This window comes from Micromonospora sp. WMMD1102 (assembly GCF_029626265.1).
In the GTDB taxonomy this organism is placed as follows: domain Bacteria; phylum Actinomycetota; class Actinomycetes; order Mycobacteriales; family Micromonosporaceae; genus Plantactinospora.
In genome coordinates this window covers 4,118,749-4,139,855 of the sequence record NZ_JARUBN010000001.1, presented here as the reverse complement: position 1 = coordinate 4,139,855, position 21,107 = coordinate 4,118,749, and the positions used below count along the sequence as shown (strand labels likewise).

Here is a 21,107-nt window from a genome sequence, read left to right as displayed (position 1 = left end):
GACACCGGGCCCCGGGAGTACGTCCGGGAGCGGGACTACCTGGCAGAGCAGGTGGGACTCATGCCCGTTCCGGAGCCGGAGCCCTGGAAGCCGAACTCCGTCGACTGGCCGGCCCCGATCGAGCCGTTGAAACTCACGTTCGTGAACTGGACGGCACCCGTACTGCCGCTGCGGTTGGCGTTCCACACGTTCGTGATGCTGGCACCCGAGGGCAGGGTCATCGCGACCGTCCAGCCGTTGACCGGCGCGGAGCCGGCGGTGACCCGTACCGTGGCGACGAATCCGCCCGTCCACTGGTTGAGCGACACCGTGGCCGAACAGGCACCGGTGGCCGGCGGCGTGGTCGCCGGAGGGGTGGTGGCCGGTGGCGTGGTGGCCGGCGGTGTCCCGGGCGGGGTGGTGGGCGGAGGTGTGGTCGGACCGCCGGTCGGCGGCGTCGTGGGCGGGTTGGTCGGCCCGTCGGCCAGGGTCGGGGTCTGCCAGTCCCGCCACTCGGCCAGGTTGCCGGCCTTCCGGCTGGAGATCCGCATCGTGCCGGCGGCGTTGCCGGTCTTCAGCAGGAACTTCTGCAGGTTCTGCTGCAACGGGGTACGCCACTCGTTCCGGACCGCGCAGTGCGTGCCGTCCTGCACGTCCGACCAGTACGTGATGTTGTCGCCCGCGCCGAGTGCCTTGTAGACCTCGGCTCCGCCGAGCGCCGCCACGCTGCCGGACCGGGCACCCAGCCAGTCGACGTGCGGGTTGTCCATGATGAACAGGCCGCGCGGCGCCACCATGCCCACCATCTGGTGGGTGTCGACCGGCAGGCCCGCCGGGTTGCCGGTGAAGGAGCTGAACGCGTCGCCGAGCCACGGCTGCTCACCGTAGGCGCTGCTCAGCGGCTGTGCCCCGCTCTCCGTGGCGATCGAGCGGAAGGCACCGACACCGGCGCTGCCGGATTCGATCGGCATGGTCAGCGCGATGCGCTGGTCGAAGACGCCGATCGTGAAGGCGCCCTTGCCGTACCGGGAGCAGCCGGTGACGCCCATCGCGTCGGCCCGGAGGATGTTGCCGCCGGATGACTCGATGACGTCGATGATCCGGCTCACGCCCCAGGCCCAGGCCATCAGGATGCCGGTGCTGCTGGACGCGCCGTAGATGCTGTAGAAGGCACCCTGCTTGTTGTTGCGGGGGGTGCCCTCCCGGCCGACCGCGAGGGGATCGTAGCTGATGACGGCGACCCCGGCGGACCGGATGGTGGCGGTGTCGGCGCCGAAACCGCCCACCACGACGACGGCCGGGAACGGGCCGCTGCCGCTCGGCAGTTGGACACTGGCCGAGAAGCTGGCGCTCCGGCCCTGGTCCGACACGTTCACCGTGATGCTGGTGCTCGACACCGTTCCCGTGACGCTGGCCGGCTTCGCCGGCTTCTGGCCGTAGACGTGCCGCTCGGCCAGTTCCCTGGTCTCCGCCCGCCGGCAACGCCAGTCGGCCTTGCTGGTGATCCGGGTGCCGTCCATCTTCCGGAACGGGTCGGGGAGCCGGGAGTTGGACGTCGAACCCGAGCTGGGTACCGGGCAGTCGGCGCCCTCGTCCTCGACGGCCGAGGCGGCCACGACGAGGTCTGCGGCAGCCTCGGCGGTGGTGGTTTTCGTTACTACGCTCACCGTTCCGACGATCGTGAGCGCCGCTACTGCGAGCGTGACGACCGTCGAACGGATTTTAGAGCAGCCCGAGTCGATGGCCACTGGGCTCTCCTTCCGGGTGGGTGACGGATTGGAGGAGGGGCAATCGACGATCACCGGTGTCTATTGATAAGTTTCAATCAACCTGGTGGAAGATGTCAATGCTGGCCGGACGTGTGCCGATCTTGTCGCTGTCGCTGTCGCTGTCGCTGTCGCTGTCGCTGTCGCTGTCGCTGTCGCTGTCGCTGTCGCTGCGTGCAGCGTGCTGATCGCCGGCAGGTGGCCGTGGCCGCTCGGTCGAGGTGCCGGCAGCACTACCGACAACCGGCCGGCGCCGGCTGGGGGAGACTCTGGAACGCGCGAGCCCACCGTCGCGCTGGGGTGAGCCGCTGACGGGACTGTTGGCGGGGTCGGCTCAGTGCACGGAGTCGGGGTGCCCGGTCGTCGCCGCGCCGCCGCCGCTGCCGCCGGACGCGCCGCCGGCCATCCCGGAACCGTCGTCCTCGGTGACGATGTCCGGGCGCTGGTCCGTACCCGACGGGGCCGGGACGTCGGTCTCGGCCTCCACCTGGGTCAACCTGGCCTGGCCGTCCTCGTCCTCGGCGCGGTCCGGATCCACCGGCTGCTCGCCCTGACGCGCCCGGTAACCCATGGCCACCCTCCCGATCCGCTTCCGGACGCGGCAGTCGGCCGCCGTCGCCCCACCAGGGGCCGTCCGTCCGGCCTGCTTACCCACCGTCGGGCCCGAGTCACCCGGAAGGTGACGCTCGGTCGTGCTGCCTCCGGCAGGCCGATCGGAGCGCGGGAACTGGACAGCGACCCACCAACCGGACTTACCGCTTGGCGGCCGCCCGCCCCGCTCCAACCTGGCCCGGCCGGCCCGCCCCGGCACGCCACGCCACGCCCCGGGCTGCCTCGGCCCTGGCAGGACCGCTGGGGCGGTCGACGGCTGCGCGTGCCGCGGGAGCGGCTCAGGCCAGCAGGGCCGGTCGCATCTCCGCGCCCAGGTTGATCGCGCTGACCACCCGGTGACCGGACGGGTCGTAGACGTCGATGTTGGTGTTGCGGCGCATCAGCTCGCGGGCCGGTGGCGGCAGCCGGGGCGGATCGTCCATCGCCGCACGGACCTGCCGGGCGGTCGAGATCAGCCGGTTCGCCAGGGACGCCGCGTCCACGTCCGCCCGGACGCGGCCGTACTCCCAGCCGGCGGCGGTGAGGTCGAGTACCTCGAAGACGTGCCGCAGCAGCGGGCTCGGATCGGTCACCCGCGCCAGCCTGGGCGCCCGGGCACCCACCACGGCAACCGCCCCGGCCACCTGGACGTACGGATGGAAGTCGCACGGCAGCGCCAGCAGCGGCCACCGCAGCTGGTGCCCGGCCTCCCGCCACAGCGGCCGGTAGTTGCGCCGGTCGACCACCAGCCGGCGACCGGTATGCCGGTAGACCTCGGCGGCCTGGCCGAGCAGGTCCGCGTGGGCCGCGTCGGCGAACTCCCCGAGCACCCTGGCCGCCACGAACAGGCCGTCGTCATTGTCCAGCAGCCGGCTGACCGCCTCGGCCTGGTCGGCGTACCGCAGCTGTGTGCCGGGGCCGAACCGGTGCCGAAGGTCCGACAGGAGCGCCTCCTGCCGGGCCGGATCGTGCTGGACCTGCCTCCTACCCAGCAGACGCCGGAACCACCGCATGTCGTCTCGATTCAGCTGCCGACTGAAGAACGCGGCAATGTTACAAGGTCCGGCCGCCGGGGCGGGACACCGACGCGGGACCGGGCCGGCCCGGCGGTCCTGCCGGCGAGCTGTGACCGGTCTGGCCGGGGTGTGGCGGTCCGACCGGGGTGTGGCCGGGCGGCGGGGGCGAGGAGGCGGTTCCTGCGTCAGCCCCGCTGTCCCTTGTGGGAACGGCGGGGCCTCCTTGGCGCTGGATTCCAGACGCACCACGGCAGTCCGGCCAAGCCTACCGACAGCCGCGTCCAGACGATCTTCGCGGTCGCCCCGTGCGGAGGCGCCAAGGTCGTCCCGTCCGGACGATCTGCCAGGTTGTCCCGTCCGGATCTTCCGGCGGCTCGGGCGGGCCGGACCGGAGTGCCCGGTGCCGGTCGTGCGGGAGAACGGCGGCTGTGTACCGTCCCCGTCGTGCTGGACGAACTCGACAGGGTGCCGTGGGCGGAGCTGCGGCACGCGTACGGCCCTGCCGGTGACGTACCCGACCTGATCCGCAGGGTCGCCGGTCCGGACGAGGAGGACGCGTTCCATGCGCTCTACGAGCTGCGCGCCCGCATCCTGCACCAGGGCAACGTCTGCCCGGCGACCGAACCGGCGGTACCGTTCCTCGGCGCCATCCTCGACAGTCCGGCCAGCACGGATCCGGGCGCTGTCGCGCACCTGCTCGGCGACATGGCCGACATCGTCGACCCGGACGAGCCGGTGCTGGCCGGGCGGCGGCCCGCGCCCCGGCGCCGTGGCCCGGCGAGGTGGCGGTCGCGGCGGTACGGGCGGGCTGGGCCGACGGGGACGGCTGGCTCGACCGGGACGCGGACGAGGACGGCGTCGTGCTCGGCCCGTACCTGTGGCACTGGGACCCCATCGACGACCTGCTCGACCGGCTCGCCCCCGCCGACCGGCCGGCCGTGGTCGGCGCACTGCTCGCCTCGACCCATCCGGGGGTACGGGCGAAGGCGCTGGACTCCGGGGTTGCCCCGGCCGCCCCGGCTGCCCCGGTCCAGATCGGCGATCCCCGGCGCGCCGGGGAGCCAGCGGAGGGCGTGCAGCAGCCCGAGTGATGCTCAAGTAATGCTCAAGATCCGGTTCGGGTGGTTCGTCGGAGTGACAGATGTGCATACGCTCATCGCATCCGGTCCGATCACCGGCCGCACCGCACCGCGCCTCCTGCCGACGGCGGGTCCCGGCCAGCGGGAGCGGGCGAGCCGGTCGCGGCTCGCCGGCCGCAGACGGAAGGAGTGAGCATGCGACGCAGCCGGCTGCGCAGCACGCTTCTCGCACTGCCCGCCCTGGTGGGAACGCTCGTCATGGCCACGGCACCGGCGGGCGCAAATCCCGCCACCGCCACCGCCACCGCCACCGCCACGGCCGGCGCCGGACGGTCCCAGCTGGAGCACCAGGAGGCGGTACGCCTGGTGCGGGTCCAGCTGACCGGCGCCGACATGCTGGACAGGGTGGCCGCCGCCGGCTTCGACCTCGAGCACGGTGCCCGGCGTGTGCCGGCCGGCGTCGAGGCCGAGGCGGTGGTGACCGCCGGGCAGCTCGCCGAACTGACCGCGATGGGAGCCCGGGTGCTCGGCGAGGACGAGCGGTTCACCTGGAGCGACGAGGCCGACGGCGGGCTCCGGACGCCCGGCGCGCGTACCGTCGGGCCGGCCGGCCACGACCGGACGGTACGGATCGTCCGCGCGGACTGGTTCACCACCAAGGGCCAGGGCTTCCTCTACGTCGAGGCACGGACCACCGAGGGGCAGCAGGCAGACCCGGTCGTGGAGATGCAGCTGGAGAACGACTCCGGCCGGGGCACGCCGTTCGGCTTCGCCCGGACGATGAGCCGGTTCGTCGACTCCGGGCAGTACATGTTCCACCGGAACCTGTTCAAGCTCGACGCGCGCCCGAAGCAGATCCGGGTGACGAGTTCCACCGGCGGTGCCGTCACCGGTGCAGTCTCCGACTGGCTGGAGGACGCTCCGCCACCGCTGACGGCGAACCCCCGCTACCAGTGGGACTTCGTCGACGGCTACCGGCACCCGCAGCAGCTCTACGCGCGGGCCAGGGAGATCGCCCGGCAGCACCCGGAGATCGCCGAGATCGTCCACCTGCCGAACCGGACGAACGGCTACCAGCGAAAGGCACAGGCCACGATCGGCGGCACCGGGCCGGAGGCGGTCGTGGTCAGCTCGGCCGCCTGGGGGCACGAGGGCGGCAACGACGTCACAGTCGAGTTCGTGGACCGGCCGGGCGCGGACCTCCCGCTCGACGTCGAGGTGGCCGGCACCGCGGTCCGGGTACTCCTCGGCAAGGACGCCTCGGGCGCTCCGGCGAGTACCGTCACCGAGGTGGCCACGGCGCTGGAGACCCGCTCCGCGGGCCTGGTCGACCGGGCGCATCCCTACCGGTCCAACACCGGCACCGGCATCGTCGCCCCGACGCCCGGCCCGGTCGCGCTGACCGACTTCCTCGACCAGTTGCGGGCCGGCGCCCCCGAGGGTGCGGTGCCGCGCGGCCCGGCCACGATTCCGGTGCTGCGGATCGGCAAACACCGCGACGGCCGGAATCCCGGCGTGCTGATCCAGGCGCAGGACCACGCCCGCGAGTGGGTGCCCGCGACGACGACGCTGGAGACCGCCGAGCGGCTGGTGCACAACTACCGGACCGACCGGGAGACGAAGAAGATCGTCGACGACACCGACATCTTCCTCATCCTCTCCAACAACCCGGACGGGGCGAACTACAGCTTCTACAACTTCGCCTCGCAGCGCCGGAACCTGACCAACCACTGCCCGGACGAGAACGCCGATCCGGCCCGGCGCAACTCCTGGGGTGTCGACCTGAACCGCAACTACCGGGTCGGGTCGGGGCACGACGGCTACGCGGGCGCGTCGACCAGTTGTGTCAGCGACACCTACCAGGGTCCGGAGAAGCTCTCCGAGCCCGAGGCGAAGAACATCATCTGGCTGGTCGAGAGGTACTCGAACATCAAGTTCATGATGTCGGTGCACTCCAACGGCGGCCAGTTGTTCTGGCAGCCCGGCGCCTACATCGCGGACGGCCGGATCACCACGCCGCGCCCGCCGCTGGGTGACGAGGCGTTCTACTGGCAGTCGGCGGCCCGGATCCTGTCCCAGGTCAAGGCGCACCGGGAGACCGTCGTCACGCCGGAGAACGTCGGCGGTTCCTCGGACGTGCTCTACTCCTCGGCGGGCAACGTACGCGAGGACCTCTACCACACCTACGGGATCTACGCCTTCGGCTGGGAGGTCGGCGGCTCGGTGTACAACCCGGCCACCGGCAACTGGCAGGGCGGATCGTTCCAGCCGCCCTGGGACGGTGATCCGCAGCTGGTCAGCGGCCACGCCGAGACGATGGAGTACGCCAACGGGATCATGGAGATGTTCCGGATCGCCGCGGAGTGGGGCAAGGACCGGAGGGACCCGGTCTCCCGGCTGGTGCCCGGCGCCGGGCGCTACCGCGGCCCCGTCGACGTCCGCTTCGAGACGAACGAGCCGGCCACCGTCTACTACACGACGGACGGCAGCCGGCCGATGCTCGAGTCGCAGCGCTACGAGGCGACCGAGTTCCGGGAGCCGGGCCAGGTGTTCCACGTGACCGAGACGACGACGTTCCGCTGGTTCTCGGTGGACGCGGCCGGCAACATCGAGAACGACTACGACCCGACGAGGAAGGACCGGCGCGACAGGTACCGCACGGCGACGATCAGGATCGTCGAGCGGTAGCGCTAGCGGTCGCCGGCTTCGGTCCGGGCCACGTGCGGCCGCGGCCGCGGTGTGGGCGGCCGGGCGACCTTCTCCCGCCTGTGTCGGGGCGGCTACGCTTCGCCGCATGGTGAGGTGGCGTGGGCGAGGCGGCCCGGCGGACGTCGCCGGAGCGCGCTGGCCCGGCCGGGTGGCGGAGATCGCCGCGGTGCCGGCGGTCGGGCTGGTGGCCCTCGTCGGCCTGCTGGTGCAGGCCCGTGGTGTCGACACCGCCGCCGAGTGGCTGGCACTGCTGGCGGTGCTGGCCTCCGCGGCCGCGCTCCACCTGCGCCGACGCCATCCGGTGCCGGTGGGCGTGCTGGCGCTGACCGCCGTCGCCTGCTACGGGGTACTGCTGCACCGGCCCGGCCCGATCATGCTGGTCTTCGTCGTGGCGCTCTACACCGTCGTCGACGAGGGACATCTCGCGGTCGCGATCGGGCTGGGCGTAGCCTCGGTGGTCGCCTTCGACGTCGCGGACAGCTATCACCGGACCGCCGACAGCATGAACGGGGCGACCCTGCTGCACGCCGGTTGGCTCGTCGCGGTCATCGTCGGGGTCACCCGCAACCGCCGGGCCTATCTCGCCGAGGCGAAGGCCCGGGTGCTCGCCGCCGAGCGGCGCACGGAGGAGGAGGCCCGGCACCGGGCCACCGAGGAGCGGCTGCGCATCGCCCGCGAACTGCACGACGTACTCGGCCACCACCTGTCGCTGATCAACGTGCAGGCCAGTGCGGCACTGCACCGGCCGGACCCGGAGCGGGCCGCCCAGGCGCTCACCGCGATCAAGCAGACCAGCAGGGAGACGCTGCACGAGCTGCGTGCGGCGCTCGGCATCCTGCGCCGGCCGGACGAGACGCCGATCGTGCCCGGACCCGGGTTGAACCGCCTCTACGAACTCGTCACGGCGGCCGGGCGGTCCGGCCTGGAGATCCGTACCGAGCTGACCGAGACCCGGCCGCTGCCGCCGGAGGTCGACCTGGCGGCGTACCGGGTCGTCCAGGAGGCGCTGACGAACGTGACCCGGCACGCCGGTGCGCGAACGGCGGTGATCCGGGTCCGGCCGGACCACGACGGCGTGCTGGTGGAGGTCGAGGACGACGGTACGGGTGCGCCGGGTCCGGCCGGCGACGGCATCCTCGGCATGGACGAGCGGGCCCGGGCGCTGGGCGGTTCGCTGAGCACCGGGGCCGCACCGGCCGGCGGTTTCCGGGTACGTGCCCGACTGCCACTCCGGCCCGCTCCGCCGCCGACCGGACCGCCCCCGGCGACAGTGCCTGCGGCGGGAGCAGAAGCGGGGGGTGGGGCGTGACCCGGGTGCTGCTCGCCGACGACCAGACGCTGGTCCGCGCCGGCTTCCGGTCCATCCTGGAGGGTGAGGAGGGCATCGAGGTGGTCGGCGAGGCCGCCGACGGTGCCGAGGCGGCGCGGCTCGCCCGGCAGTTGCGGCCGGACGTCGTACTCATGGACATCCGGATGCCGGAGCTGGACGGCTTGGCGGCCACCCGGGAGATCGTCGCGGGCTGCACCGGCCGGGTGATCATCCTGACCACCTTCGACCTGGACGACTACGTGTACGGCGCGCTGCGGGCCGGTGCGAGCGGCTTCCTGGTCAAGGACACCGAGCCGGCGGAGCTGATCCACGCGGTACGGGTGGTGGCGCGCGGCGACGCACTGATCGCGCCCTCCGTCACCCGCCGGTTGATCTCCGAGTTCAGCGCCCGGGTCAGGCATCCGGACCCGGCTCCTCGGCTGCGTGCGCTCACCGAGCGGGAGCGTGAGGTGATGGTGCTGGTCGCCGCCGGCCTCTCCAACGACGAGATCGCGGCCCGGCTGGTGCTGAGTCCGGCCACCGCGAAGACACACGTCAGCCGGATCATGACCAAGACCCAGGTGCGGGACCGGGCCCAGCTGGTGATCCTCGCCTACGAGTCCGGCCTGACCGTCCCCGGCTGGCTCACCGCCTCCTGAGCGACGACGTCCGCCGGTGCCGCGCCGTCCGGCGGACGTCCGGCGACCGTCCAGGGGAGCGGCCGTGCGCACCCGGTGGCCAGGTCCGTCAGGTCAGCCGGTACGGCGGGTGCGGGCCAGGGACAGCCCACCCAGCAGTGTGCTGACCAATCCGAGTGCCATGGCCACGAATCCCCCGCCCAGGCCGTTGCCGGTGCCGACGCCTCCCTCGGCGGTGAGCACGACCACCCCGCCGACGACCATGCCGACCAGCCCCAGCAACAGCGCGACGATGCCGCCGCGCCGCCCGGAGCCGGTGCCGGTACGCCCGCTCCGACGGGCCCAGGCCAGCACCCCGACGACCACGCCGACCAGCCCCAGCAACCCGGCCACGGCGGAGCTGACCCGCCCCGCGCTCATCGTGTAGACGCTGGCCGCGAAGGGCTGGGACGAGGCGTACGCGGCCGCCGGTGCGGCTAGCCCGAATCCGCCGAGGCCGAGCCCGCCGAGCAGCGCGGTCGTGGTGGCGGCAAGCAGATGACGCACGGACATCGAGAACTCCTTCTCTGGTACGACGAACCGTCGGCCGCAGCTTAGGAACCGGGACGGTCACGGATCGTCATGCCGGAGTGGTGACCCGGTCTACCACCCGGGTTGTCCGGACCCGGGCCGGCGTACCCCCGTGGTTGTCCCGGCTCGACTCCGTTGTCCGGTCGGTTTCGTCGCGGACGATCGCGGGAAGGAGGTGGCAATGCATCCGCACCAGCCGGCCGCGCCCGGCATGCCGACCGAGCCTCTGCCGATCGCCCAGGTCAACACGGGTATGTCGGTCGTCGACGCCGCCGGGGAAGCCGTCGGCACCGTCTCCGCCGTGCAGCAGCCCGGCACCGACGTACGCCCGGACGCGCCGCACGGCGAGGCAGAGAGCCTGATGGCCAACGGATACCTGCGGGTCGACGGCGCCGGACTGATGACCACCGATGTCTACGCCGGTGGTCATCAGGTGGCCGACGTGTCTGAGGCCGACCCGGGTGTGGTGACCCTCTCGGTGTCGCGCGACGGGCTGTCCCGGGCGAACTGACCCCGCCCGGGGCCGGGCGTCCCGGTCCCGGCGCTGGCGCTGGTCTTGACGCTGGTCCTGATTCCGGTGCTGGATCCGGCCTCGATTCCGGCCTGCACGCTCCATTCCGGACAGGCCCTGACACAGGTATCGACAGTTGCGCGCATGGGATAGAAATATTCACATGCGTAGATTTCTGGTTTCGACCGTGCTGCTCCTGGCGCTGCTGATTGGGACGGCGGGGCAGGTGTCCGCCGGTCCTCCCGGGGCTCCGCCCCCGCGCCCGGCAGTCGCCGGCTGGTCGATCGCCGACGGCGAGTTGACCTGGCGGTCGGCGCGGCGGGTGCCGATGGGCGACGCCGACGTGGAGTTCTGGTCCGGCGAGAAGCGGCTCGGCAGGGCCCGCCCGCACCCGGACGGCCGGACCTTCAGCCTCGCCGTGCCCGGGTCCCTCCAGCCGGGCCAGCTGACGGTGCGGGCCGGTGGCCGGCGGCTCGACCAGGCCCCGCCGGCCGGCGACCGGCGCTGGACGGCGGCGCCCACGGTGCCGGCCAGCCAGCCGGCCGCAGCGGTCGATCCCGGCCTCGCCGGGCCGTACGGGTCGGTCACCGGCGAGTACGAGCTGCCCGCCGTGGAACTGCCCGATCTTCCGGAGCGGGTCGAGATGCGGGCGGTGGTGGTCGCGCCACAGAACGCGCCCGGCAGCCGGCCACTCGCCCTGTTCCTGCACGGCCGGCACGACTCCTGCTACTCGGGCGCGACGGAGGTGCCGCAGCAATGGCCCTGCCCGGCCGGTACCGAGCCGATTCCGAGCCACCGCGGCTACCTACAGGCCCAGCGGCTGCTCGCCTCGCAGGGTTACCTGAGCGTCTCCGTCTCGGCGAACGGAATCAACGGGCAGGACTGGGGAGTCCCGGACGGCGGTGCCCAGGCCCGCTCCTCGCTGGTCCGGCTGCATCTGGCGAGGTGGGCCGACTGGACGGGTGCCGGCCAGGCCGCCGCCCCGGCGATCGTCCGCGCCGCGCCGCCCGCCGACCTGTCCCGGGTACTCCTGGTGGGTCACTCCCGGGGCGGCGAGGGGGTCGGCCGGGCGGCGCTGGACTCGCTCACCCCGCCGCCGGCCGGGCAGGACGGCTACGGCGGGGAGGTCCGCTGGAACGTCCGCGGCCTGCTGCTCGTCGGTCCGACCCTCTTCGGGCACGATCCGGTGCCGGACGTCCCGTCGGTGACGATGCTGCCCGGCTGCGACGGCGACGTCTCCGACCTACAGGGTCAGATGTTCGTGGACGAGACCCGGGGGCTCAGCCACGGCCGGGCGTTGCACAGCGCGCTGTACGTCGTCGGCGCCAACCACAACTTCTTCAACACGGAGTGGACGCCCGGCCAGTCGGTGGCACCGTCCGACGACGACTTCCGGACCGCCGACGACCCCGTCTGCTCCCCGGGCACCCCGACCCGGCTCACCCCGGCGCAGCAGCAGACGGTCGGTGCCACCTACGTCGCCGCCGCCGCGCGGCTCTTCGTGGCCGGTGACGACCGGGTCCGACCGCTGCTCGACGGCAGCGGCGAGCGGGCGCCCTCGGCCGACCCGGCCCGGGTGCACAGCCACGCGCTCGGCGGCTACCGTACCCCACTGGTCACCCCGGAGCCGTCCACGGTGGTCTCCGTCGGCGGGCGGATCTGTGACCAGGTCACCGACGACGCGCAGCGCTCCTGTCTCGACCCGGAGGACCGGAACGCCCTGCGGGCGCACTTCGCGCCGTTCCTCTGGACCGTTCCCGAGCCCGGCCGGTATGCGGCAGCGCTGGATTGGTCGGCCGGAGCGGGTCGCCCGATCCGGCTGGCCCCGCCCCGGCCGGTCGGCCTCGCCGACGCCGACGCCATCGCACTGCGCGTGATCGTCCCGCCGAACAGCAGCGGGACCCGGTTCGACGTCACCGTCGTCGGTCCGGACGGCCGCCGCGGCAGGCTGGGCGAGGTCCGGGTCGACGGTCTCCCCGGCACGGCCAACACCACGTCGTACTGGGCTCAGGAGCTACGCGTGCCACTGGGGGACGCACCGCCGACACTGGCCGCGCTCGAACTGTCCCCGAGCGGCGGCACCGGCCGGGCCTGGCTGCTCGACGCCTGGGGCTGGCAGCCCGGCACCCCCGACCCGATCCCGACCTCCCTGCCCCGGATCGACGTCGGCAACCTGCGCGTCAGCGAGGGCGACTCCGGAACGAGGACGTACGACATCCCGGTGAGCGTTCTCGGCTCGGGCGGCGGCGTGGTACGGCTGTTCCTCCTCGACGCGACGACGTTCACCAGACGCTCCTGGCTGGCCAGCGTACGGCCGGGCGAGCAGAGCATCCCGGTGCCGGTCGAGGTCACCGCCGACACGCTGTGGAACTACACCGAGAATCGGACCCTGACCGCCAAGGCGGAGCAGGGCCTGGTGGTCGGCAGCTATCTCGGCGGGATGTCGACACTCGACGACGACCCGGAGCCGGTTCTCTCGGTCGAGTCCGCCTCCGCCCGGGTCGCCGAGGGCGGGACGCTGACCTGGCGCTTCTCCTCGTCGGCGCTGACCGAGGCGGGAATCTACCTGTTCACCGAGCCAAGGGGTCCGGCCGTCGGCGTGGAGCTGTCCACCACCGACGTCGACCCGGACTGGTTCGTGCAGAGCACGCTGGAGCCGGTGGAGCCGGAACGGCCGCTGTCGGAGACCTGGCTGTCGCCGTACCTCTTCATCGAGGCGGACGCGACAAGCGGTGCGGTGACCGTGCCGACCGTCACCGACTCGGTGGCCGAGCCGGACGAGTCGGTCGAGCTGCGATTCGCCGGCATGCCGGAAGGGCCGGTGCCGAGCACGGTGCTGACCGGCGTGGTGTCGGCGGGCTGATCCGGCCCCGCCAGCGTATCGGTCCACGGAATCCGCCGACTACCGCGTAGCGCGCAATTGTGCCCGCTGCCGCATCGACCGGAACGTCGTTAAAGTTCCGATCCAACATCCCCAGCTCGATGGAGGTCGATGTGTTGGTCAGGCGTCTGTGTTCCTCTGTTCTCGTCGTCGGTATGTCGATGGTGACTCTGTTCGGTACCTCCGCCGCCGCGTCGGCGGGCCCGGTGTCCGCGAGCGCCCAGAGCACCTGCCTGTCCCAGGCGCTCTGCCTGTACGACGGAGTCGGGTTCACCGGTGCGAAGTACTCGGTGACCTCGCTCAACCCCAGCGGCACCTGTGTCAGCCTGGTTGACGAGGGATGGGGTGACCGGGCCAGGTCCGTGGTCAACACGCACGGTCGCAGCGCGGCCATGTTCATGAACGACGACTGCCTCGGCGGCCCCTACCAGGTCCCCGCCAACTCCAGCATCTCCGACCTCGGCTCCTTCAGCCCGGAGAGCGTCTGGGTCCAGCGCTAGGGTTGCGACCCGGGGCCTGACGTGCCGGCGCGGCTGCCCCGACAGCAGATGCGGCGATCGCAGGCGGGTACTCGGTGCCCGCCTGCGGTCGCCTGCCGTGCCTCACCGGCACCACCCCTACCCGGCCGCGCCGGGGCACACCGGGCACCCCGTCGACGACCGGGGACCTCGCTCCGCTGTTCAACTGCTTGAGCTGCGCTGTTGAACACACCCGGCGGCCCGGCGCGGCGGCGACCCGGGCCAGGGCGAGGGCGACCCGGGCCGGCGCGGCGGCGATGGGTGCGCCTGCTCGGCGGAGCCGTGACGTCCGCGCTCGCGTTCACCGCGTTGCTGCGCTGGTCCGGGACGACGCCCGGGCCACGCCGCGCCCGTCGGTCTCCGAGGACGGCTCGTCCGTCGACCGCGTGCCGTCGGCCGACCGCGCGGGGTGACCAAGGAACTCGCCGGCGGGCGAGTTCAGTCCACCAGTCCGGCCCGGTGTGCCAGCACCACGAGCTGGGCCCGGTCCCGGGCCGACAACTTGGTCAACAGCCGGCTCACGTAGGTGCGGGCGGTGTCGGGGCTGAGGAACAGGGCCCGGCCGATCTCCTCGTTGCTGAGCCCCCGCCCGACGTGCGCGAGAATCTCCCGCTCCCGGTCGGTGAGCCCGGCTGTCTCCTGGGCGCGGGCCCGGCGGGACGGCATCCGGGCGAGCTCGGCCATCATCTGCCGGGCGACCGGGGGGCTGACCGGTGACTCACCGGCGACGGCCGCGCGTACCGCCGAGCGCAGCGCGTCGGCGTCCATGTCCTTGAGCAGATAGCCGGTGGCGCCGGCCCGGACGGCGTCCAGCACGTCGTCCCGGTCGTCGAAGGTGGTCAGGACCAGGACGGGCGTGTCCCGCAGCAGCGGATCGGCCCGGATGGCGGCGGTGGCGGCGATGCCGTCCATGACCGGCATCTTCAGGTCCATCAGGAACAGGTCGGGGCGCGTGGCGCGTCCGTGGGCCATCGCCTCGCGGCCGTTCGCGGCCTCACCGACGATCTCGATGTCGTCGCTGTTTTCCAGCAGCGCGCGCAGGCCCGCCCGGACGAGTTGCTGGTCGTCGACGATGAGCAGCCGGATCACGATCTCGCCTTTCCGGGAAGGGTGGCCCGGACCCGCCAACCGTCGGATCCGGAGTGGACGGAGAGGGTGCCGCCGAGCGCCTCCGCCCGCTCGCGCATGCCGCCGATCCCGTGGCCGGCGCCGAAGCGGGCGGCCCGACCGCCGCTGCCGTTGTCCCGCACGGTCACCTCCAGCACGTCGTCCTCGGCGGCGAGGCCGACCTCGATCCGGGTGGCGTTGGAGTGCCGCATGGTGTTGGTGACCGACTCCTGGACGATCCGGTAGACGCAGGTCTGCACGTCGGGGCTCGCGGAGACCTCCGCGCGGTGCAGCGTCACGTCGTAGCCGGCGGAGGCGGGTCCCTCCAGCAGCCGGGGCAGGTCGTCGAGGGTGGCTTCGGCCGGGGCCTCGCCGTCGGCGGAACGCAGCAGCGTGACCGTCGACCGGAGCTGGGTCATCGCCTCGGAGACAGCGGATCTGACCTGGTCCAGGGCGCTGCTCCGACGGCTGCCGTCCGCCTCGCGCGCCACGTCGGCGAAGAGCGAGGCGACCGAGAGCGAGTGGCCCATCGAGTCGTGGAGTTCACGCGCCAGCCGGAGCCGCTTCTCCCGGGCGTGTGCCGCCGTGTCCATGGCGGTCTGCCGGGTGACCAGGCCGACCACCTGCGCCGTACGCCGCTGGAGGGTGCGGCGGGCCCGCACGCTGTAGCCGAGCGCGATGACGGCGGCGATCAGCGCCGCGTGGCTGGCCAACTCGTAGCCGAGGACGAACGACGCGGACTGTCCGGAGGCGACCCGGAACGCGGTCGAGGCGGTCAGCACGGCCGCACCGGTGAGCACCGAGGCGCGCAGGTGACCGGCCTCGGCGGCGGAGAAGAGCGCGGCGGAGATGGGTACGGCCACACCGACCGCGGGGAACCCGGCGATGTAGTAGGTGAAGAACCCCAACGCGGTCAGGCCCAGCACGAGCCGTGGCATCGTACGCCGGATCAGCATCAGCGCGCCCAGCCCGACCGCCCAGAGGTACGCCAGGACGTCCGGTGACCGGGAACCGGCCTGGTCGGCGGAGACGACGACCGACAGCACCACCGTGACGCCGACGAACAGCACCGCGTCGATCATCCGGGCGCTCGGAGAGCGCCAGCTCACGGCCATCTTCGGATCGTATGCCCGCCCGGACGTGTCGCGACGCCGTAGCGGTGTGGTGTGGTGTGGTCTGTCCCCGGTGTCACCTTTCCGCCCTCCGGTTCCGGTGCCGATCACGGCTGCGTGTGGCAACGCTACGAGCCGGCGACGTCGGCCGCGTTCGCCCCGGAGCGTCGCCGGTGTCGCCGACGGGCGACGGCCGGTTGCGGAGGTGCCGCGGCGGTCGCGTGCGCGAGTGTCGCGAGGGACGACGGGCGACGGCCGCTCGGAAGCGACCTGGCCGACTCTTTTCGGCGGATGGCTCGGCCGGCCGCCGGACCTAGCGTTCTGGCCATGGATGTCAACGTTCCGGAAACACGCCGCCGCCACCGGCTCGGCCTGCCGCTCTGGCAGCTCGTCGGGCTGGCCGCGCTGGCGATGCCGCGGGTCTTCGTACACGACGCGGGCGGGCGCGTCGGCTGGCCGGTGCAGGCCCTCCTGGTCTTCGGACCGCCGCTGGTCTGGCTGGCCGTGGCCGTGCTCCGGCGGATCCCGTCACCGGTGATCACGCTGCTGGCGGTCGGCGGGCTCTACGGCGCGGGGGTGGCGGTGGTGCACAACCTCTTCTGGTCGGACGTCTTCGGCAACCGGCCGCCGCGGTTGGGCGGGAATCTCGCCGACCAGCTCTCCCCGGGCACGGAAGAACTGGTGTTCCGGTTGACGACCAGCGCCAGCAGCCTGCTCACCGGACTCATGGTCGGGTTGATCACCGGACTGCTCGCGGTGCTCGTCCGCCGGTTGGCCCGACGGTGAACCACCGAGGGCGCGGGGACCTCCCGGTCAGGCGACGGTAGGCAGGCAACCGGGGAAGGCCAGTCAGTGCCGGTCGTCGGCGAACGCCGCACGCGGATCGAGGAGTCGACCCCGCGCGTACTCCTCGGCGAGGAGTCGCCGAGCCACGTCGAGATTGCGGCAGCGGGCGGAACTGTCGCCCTTCTCCTGGGTGGGAGCCGGGCTACCTGGCTGTCGACGGGTCGAGCGCCGTACGGCGGGGCGCCCGCGATTCGTCGACAACATCGATCAACTTCACCCTCTGTCGTCCAGGGTGTGTCCATCCGTGGTTCAGCTCGGCTGCATACGCTTCTTCATTGAACCTTTTCAACCTCCCCGACGACCCGTGGGACCGCAGGGTCGGATCGCGGTGCGTGCGCGCCGGACGGTTCGGGTTGGGGAAGGCACGTCGTCGACGGCATGGACGGAGAGCCGAAATTGCCTGAGCGCAGCGAACTCACCAGGGACCCGGTCGGCGCCACCCGTTCCGGTGAGCTGGCACGGTGCCGCCCCGGGCAGTGGTGTGCCGGACGGGGCGACACCGTCGACGCGAGCCCGGCGAGGCAGCCGGACGGAGGGGGACGGCGGATCGAGGAGATCCTCGGCGACCTCGACGACGGCGCACACGTCGTCGAGGTCACCGGCGGACCCGGGATCGGCCGGACCAGGCTGCTCGCCGAGATCGCCCGCCTGGCCGGGGCGCGGGAGATCCGCGTCTTCTCCGGTGCCGCGCCGCCGGACGGTGTACCGCTCCCGGCCGGTCCGGCCGGCGGCCGGGTGCGGCCCGGCCGACCCGGCCAGGCGTATCCGCTTGTCGATGCGGTGCACGCCCTCCTGGAGCCCTACCTGTCGACAGGCGGCCCACTGGTGGTGGTGCTCGACGTTCCGCTGGGGCACCCGTCGGGGCCGGGTGGATCCGAGGACGCCACCGGAGCATCCGGCGTCGCCGCGCCGGAGCCGGGTGGCCCGCCCGTCGCCACGGCCCGGTCCCGCCGGAGCCAGCGCCGGGCCGGTCGTGCCGTGCCGGCCGCCCTGACCAACCGGGAACGGCAGGTCGCCGAGCTGGCCGGTGACGGACTCACCAACCGGGAGATCGCGGCCGCGCTCTTCGTCACCGAGAAGACGGTCGAGATGCACCTCACGCACGTCTTCGCCAAGCTCGACGTCCGCAACCGGGTGGGCCTGGCCCGGCGGCTGCACGCGACCGGCCGGAGCGAGTGACCGACACCCGGCACGGCGCGTACCCGCACCAGCCGGCTGCCCCGACAGCCCAGACCGCACCAACCGGCTGCCCCGACAGCCCAGACCACACCGGCTGGCTGCCCCGACAGGCCAGACCACACCGGCCGGCTGCCCGGAACATATCCCAGACCGCACCGGCCCTACCTCAGCCCGCCGTGGCCCTCGGCGGCCCTCGGTGGCGCGGCAGGCGGCGGGGCTCACCAGCCCAGTGCGACGGCGGCGACGAGGCCGCGCTTGTGCGTGATGGAGACCGTGACCTGACCGACGCCGACCCGTTCGGCGGCGACGGTCGCCGCCCGGCGCAGCTCGACCTGCGGGGCACCGCCGGGACGGGACAGTACGGCGACGTCGCACGGTGCGATGCCCTCGAACAGCCCCGTCCCGAGGACCTTCAGCACGGCCTCCTTGGCGGCGAACCGGCCGGCCAGGAACTCCCGACGGCGCTGACCCGACAGTCGGTCGGCGTGCGCCAACTCGACGTCGGCGAAGGCGTACCGGGTGAACCAGGCCCGCCCGGCGAGCCGGTCCAGCTCGTCGACGGACATCAGGTCAACGCCGAGCCGCACGACCGTTCCCGGCCAGCTCGGGCGTGCTGTGCGACTCGCCGGACCCGGGTGCGGCGGATGCGTCGCCGGGCTCGGGCGGGGCCAGGAAGTTGCCCTTCAGCACGCCCCGGAAGACTGACAGCCGGTGCAGGTTGCTGGTGCCCTCCATGATCTCGAAGGCGCGTACGTCGCGGTAGGTCTTCTCCAGCCAGGGATGCTCCACCAGCGCCGCCGGACCGAGCAGCCGCGCGGCGAGCAGCGTCGCCTCCTCGGCCAGCCGGGCGGCCTGTGCCTTGGCCGCGCCGAGCCGGTGGCTGTTCACCGCACCGCGGTCCACGTCGGCGGCACCCTGCCGGATGAGCCGGCGCACCGCGGCGATCCGGTCCAGCACGTCGTCGAGGTCCGACCGGGCGGCGCCGGCGAGCGCGGGACGCTGCGCCAGCACGTAGTCGCAGACGGCCTGGGCGCAGCCCAGCGCCATCGCCGCGATGGTGGGCCGGGCCCTGTACAGCACCTGGGTCGCGCCGTACAGGCCGCGTCGGGTCCGGCGCAGGTGCGCCCCGAGCAGGTTCTCGGCGGGCACCCGGACACCGTCGAACCGGATCCGGCTGATCCGGGCACCCCGCAGGCCGACTGTGGAGAGCAGTTCCCCGCTGAAGCCGGGGGTGTCGGTGTCGACGAGTACGGCCTCGATGCCGAGCGGTCCGGGCGCCCGCCGGCAGAAGACCACCCCGAACTCGGCGCGGGCGCCGTTGCCGATGTAGCACTTCTCGCCGTCGAGGATCCAGCCGTCGCCGTCGGCGGCCGGGGTGAGCGTGGTGGTCAGTTCGGTCGCGGCGGAGCCCTTTGTCGGCTCGGTGAGCCCGAAGAAGGTGTGCTGCGGCTCGGCGACGAGCCGGTGGTAGTACCGGTCGGCCTGTTCGGCGGTGCCGAGCACGTCGACGACGCCGCCGGAGAGCGCCGGGCCGGGGCTGGCCAGCCACACGTTGGGGTCGCCGTAGGCGAGGCGTTCCCAGGCCACGCTCTGCCCCAGCACGGTCCGCAGCAGACCGACCAGGTTCGCCGGCGCCTCCTGGCCGGGCCAGTACCGGGGCGGGATGGCGCAGAACCGGGATAGGCGCACCCCGGGCCGGTCCAGGTGGTCGCCGATCACGTCCGGGTCCCGGTCCAGCAACCGGCCCAGCTCGCGGAAGTCGGTGGAGACCTCGGCGCAGAACCCGTCGAGCTCGCGCAGGGTGTCGTCGAGCGGCTCAGGCATCGCGGTCCTCCGTGTCGGGCCCCGGCGCTCCGGGGTGCAGGTACAGGTTGCCGGTGACCTCCGCCAGGTAGAGCTCGCCGGCCGGGCCGTCGAGCAGGAACCCGGCGGCGCCGAAGAGGTGGAGCACGGTGCGGCCGAGCCTTACGAGCCGCTGGTGGGTACGCCACCGCGCGGCGGCGTCCCCGCAGCGCCGTTCCGGCGGCATCACCTCGTCCTCGCGCAGCGCCATCGCGATGTCGGCGAGTTGCGCCTGGACGAGTTGGCGGGCCAGCAGCGAAGCTCCCTCCGAACTGCGCTCGCCGAGGTGGCGTACCGCCTGGTCGAAGGCGCGGCGGAGCACCGCCCGGTGCAAATCGAGCAGGCCGGTGGCGAACCTGTCGGCGACCTCGGCCGGTACCGCGCCGGCCGGCCCGTCGGCGTCACCGGCCGGAGGTGCCACGGCGAGGCCGAAGCGGTGCAGCGCGGTCGGCAGCGCCGAGGGCAGCGCCGCCACCGACGCGGCGACGTGGCCGGTCGGTGCCGGTACCAGGACGTCGGGGTGGACGCCGCGGTGCAGGTCGTCCAGGGCGCGCGGATATCCGGCGACGCCGAGCCGGTGGGTCAGGGCAGCGGTCACGGCGCTCTCCTCGGGGTCGGTGCGGCGGGTCGCCGGCGCAGCACGGCGACCTGGCTCTGTCCGGTACGCGGATCGGTGTCGCAGAGCACCACCGACCGGTACGCCTCGGCCCACTCCTGGTGGTGGCGCGCGAGTTCGAGCCAGACCCCGGTGCAGTACGGTCCGGCCGCGGCGCGGTGCACCGGCCAGCCGGTGTCGGCGAGGTCGTCGGAGCTCGCCCAGGAACCGGCGACGAGCAGGGTGGAGTCCGGGTCCGGACCGGTCACCGGATCCGTCGCCACCGACCGGAGCAGGGTGCGCAGCGGGGTGTCCCGGTGCGCCATCCGGGTACCGGCGAACTCGTACCGTCCGGTGTCGTCGAAGTAGAGCAGGGCCGCCGAGTTCGGCACCTTGTTCTCCTCGACGAACGGGTCGGGATAGGCGAAGGTGTTCTGCTCGCAGACCACCAGGGCGAGCGTGCGGCACCGGCCGGAGCGGGCGAACGCGTCGGCCACCCGCAGGGCGGTGAACGGCGCCCGGAGTCCCTGTTCGGAGACGGCGAAGCAGTGGCTGCCGCCGCCGAGCAGATAGCCGACCCGCTGGGCCACGTGCTTGAGCGCGATCATGTCCGGCAGCCCGAAGGCGAAGACCAGTAGGTCGGGGCTGGCCAGCCGGAACGGCAGCTTCTCGATCACGGCCTCGGCCAGTTCGGTGAAGCCGACGTTCGCGCCCTGCCGGAGCCGTTCCTCGTCGCGCTGGATGCCGAACCGGACGAGCAGGTCACGTTCGAAGATCGCGCAGTCGGGATCCGGCCGGTACGGGACGCTGCCCGGCTCCAGCACCAGCGCGGCGGATGACAGTGACAGCGGCATGGGGA

Annotated in this window: 20 protein-coding genes; 9 read left to right on the top strand and 11 right to left on the bottom strand. The window is 73.0% G+C overall.

All coding sequences use genetic code 11. The features are described 5' to 3' along the window. Positions 1-35: 35 nt before the first annotated feature. The 3 genes from O7626_RS18380 to O7626_RS18370 form a co-directional block, all read right to left on the bottom strand. Positions 36-1,646, bottom strand: a complete 1,611-nt coding sequence (locus O7626_RS18380; RefSeq protein ID WP_278062390.1) for a cellulose binding domain-containing protein — start codon at positions 1,644-1,646, stop codon at positions 36-38. 433 nt (positions 1,647-2,079) lie between these two features. Then, positions 2,080-2,316 carry a preprotein translocase YidC gene (locus O7626_RS18375; protein ID WP_278062389.1) on the bottom strand — a complete coding sequence of 79 codons (237 nt, stop codon included), beginning with the start codon at positions 2,314-2,316 and terminating at the stop codon, positions 2,080-2,082. A gap of 319 nt (positions 2,317-2,635) precedes the next feature. After that, positions 2,636-3,349: a hypothetical protein gene (locus O7626_RS18370; protein WP_278062388.1), complete on the bottom strand. Its 714-nt coding sequence runs from the start codon at positions 3,347-3,349 to the stop codon at positions 2,636-2,638. A 785-nt stretch (positions 3,350-4,134) separates the two neighbouring features. Here O7626_RS18370 and O7626_RS18365 point away from each other — a divergent pair. From O7626_RS18365 to O7626_RS18350, 4 genes are all read left to right on the top strand, one after another. After that, a complete protein-coding gene (locus O7626_RS18365; RefSeq protein WP_278062387.1) occupies positions 4,135-4,443 on the top strand; it encodes a hypothetical protein in 309 nt (102 codons plus the stop codon). Between the two features lie 183 nt (positions 4,444-4,626). Next, positions 4,627-7,119, top strand: a complete 2,493-nt coding sequence (locus O7626_RS18360) for a M14 family metallopeptidase (RefSeq protein ID WP_278062386.1) — start codon at positions 4,627-4,629, stop codon at positions 7,117-7,119. A 106-nt stretch (positions 7,120-7,225) separates the two neighbouring features. Then, complete coding sequence (locus O7626_RS18355) at positions 7,226-8,449, top strand: sensor histidine kinase (RefSeq protein ID WP_278062385.1); 1,224 nt, start codon at positions 7,226-7,228, stop codon at positions 8,447-8,449. Next, entirely contained in the window at positions 8,446-9,108 is a 663-nt protein-coding gene (locus O7626_RS18350; protein ID WP_278062384.1) for a response regulator transcription factor, read from the top strand. Before O7626_RS18355 ends, O7626_RS18350 begins: the two co-directional genes overlap by 4 nt. A gap of 93 nt (positions 9,109-9,201) precedes the next feature. Here the strand turns inward: O7626_RS18350 and O7626_RS18345 are convergent, their stop codons facing one another. Continuing rightward, on the bottom strand, positions 9,202-9,639 hold the full coding sequence (locus tag O7626_RS18345; RefSeq protein ID WP_278062383.1) for a DUF6223 family protein: 438 nt from the start codon (positions 9,637-9,639) through the stop codon (positions 9,202-9,204). Positions 9,640-9,838: 199 nt separating this feature from the next. Between O7626_RS18345 and O7626_RS18340 the strand changes: the two genes are divergently transcribed. The 3 genes from O7626_RS18340 to O7626_RS18330 all read left to right on the top strand — a co-directional run bounded on the left by O7626_RS18340 (position 9,839) and on the right by O7626_RS18330 (position 13,549). Continuing rightward, positions 9,839-10,168 carry a hypothetical protein gene (locus tag O7626_RS18340; protein WP_278062382.1) on the top strand — a complete coding sequence of 110 codons (330 nt, stop codon included), beginning with the start codon at positions 9,839-9,841 and terminating at the stop codon, positions 10,166-10,168. Between the two features lie 163 nt (positions 10,169-10,331). Next, on the top strand, positions 10,332-13,031 hold the full coding sequence (locus tag O7626_RS18335) for a hypothetical protein (RefSeq protein ID WP_278062381.1): 2,700 nt from the start codon (positions 10,332-10,334) through the stop codon (positions 13,029-13,031). Between the two features lie 173 nt (positions 13,032-13,204). Then, positions 13,205-13,549: a peptidase inhibitor family I36 protein gene (locus O7626_RS18330; protein ID WP_278062380.1), complete on the top strand. Its 345-nt coding sequence runs from the start codon at positions 13,205-13,207 to the stop codon at positions 13,547-13,549. A 456-nt stretch (positions 13,550-14,005) separates the two neighbouring features. On the opposite strand, the gene O7626_RS18325 is transcribed toward O7626_RS18330, so the two are convergent. Further along, on the bottom strand, positions 14,006-14,656 hold the full coding sequence (locus tag O7626_RS18325; RefSeq protein ID WP_278062379.1) for a response regulator transcription factor: 651 nt from the start codon (positions 14,654-14,656) through the stop codon (positions 14,006-14,008). Next, positions 14,653-15,789, bottom strand: a complete 1,137-nt coding sequence (locus O7626_RS18320; protein ID WP_278062378.1) for a sensor histidine kinase — start codon at positions 15,787-15,789, stop codon at positions 14,653-14,655. Before O7626_RS18320 ends, O7626_RS18325 begins: the two co-directional genes overlap by 4 nt. 324 nt (positions 15,790-16,113) lie before the next feature. Between O7626_RS18320 and O7626_RS18315 the strand changes: the two genes are divergently transcribed. Beyond that, a complete protein-coding gene (locus O7626_RS18315) occupies positions 16,114-16,572 on the top strand; it encodes a hypothetical protein (RefSeq protein ID WP_278062377.1) in 459 nt (152 codons plus the stop codon). A gap of 63 nt (positions 16,573-16,635) precedes the next feature. Here O7626_RS18315 and O7626_RS18310 read toward each other — a convergent pair whose 3' ends face one another. Then, positions 16,636-16,836, bottom strand: a complete 201-nt coding sequence (locus O7626_RS18310; RefSeq protein ID WP_278062376.1) for a hypothetical protein — start codon at positions 16,834-16,836, stop codon at positions 16,636-16,638. 192 nt (positions 16,837-17,028) lie between these two features. Here O7626_RS18310 and O7626_RS18305 point away from each other — a divergent pair, with 192 nt between their 5' ends. After that, positions 17,029-17,811, top strand: coding sequence for a LuxR C-terminal-related transcriptional regulator (locus tag O7626_RS18305; protein WP_278062375.1), 783 nt, complete (start codon positions 17,029-17,031; stop codon positions 17,809-17,811). Between the two features lie 218 nt (positions 17,812-18,029). Here the strand turns inward: O7626_RS18305 and acpS are convergent, their stop codons facing one another. The 4 genes from acpS to O7626_RS18285 are packed head-to-tail and all read right to left on the bottom strand — an operon-like array spanning position 18,030 to position 21,102. Next, positions 18,030-18,398 carry a holo-ACP synthase gene (gene acpS / locus O7626_RS18300; protein WP_278062374.1) on the bottom strand — a complete coding sequence of 123 codons (369 nt, stop codon included), beginning with the start codon at positions 18,396-18,398 and terminating at the stop codon, positions 18,030-18,032. Further along, the gene (locus tag O7626_RS18295; protein WP_278062373.1) at positions 18,382-19,635 is read right to left on the bottom strand and encodes an acyl-CoA dehydrogenase family protein; all 1,254 of its coding nucleotides are present in this window, start codon (positions 19,633-19,635) and stop codon (positions 18,382-18,384) included. Before O7626_RS18295 ends, acpS begins: the two co-directional genes overlap by 17 nt. Continuing rightward, a complete protein-coding gene (locus O7626_RS18290; protein ID WP_278062372.1) occupies positions 19,628-20,251 on the bottom strand; it encodes an acyl-CoA dehydrogenase family protein in 624 nt (207 codons plus the stop codon). The genes O7626_RS18295 and O7626_RS18290 overlap by 8 nt, the downstream gene beginning before the upstream one ends. After that, positions 20,248-21,102, bottom strand: a complete 855-nt coding sequence (locus O7626_RS18285) for a hypothetical protein (protein ID WP_278062371.1) — start codon at positions 21,100-21,102, stop codon at positions 20,248-20,250. The genes O7626_RS18290 and O7626_RS18285 overlap by 4 nt, the downstream gene beginning before the upstream one ends. Positions 21,103-21,107 lie beyond the last annotated feature (5 nt).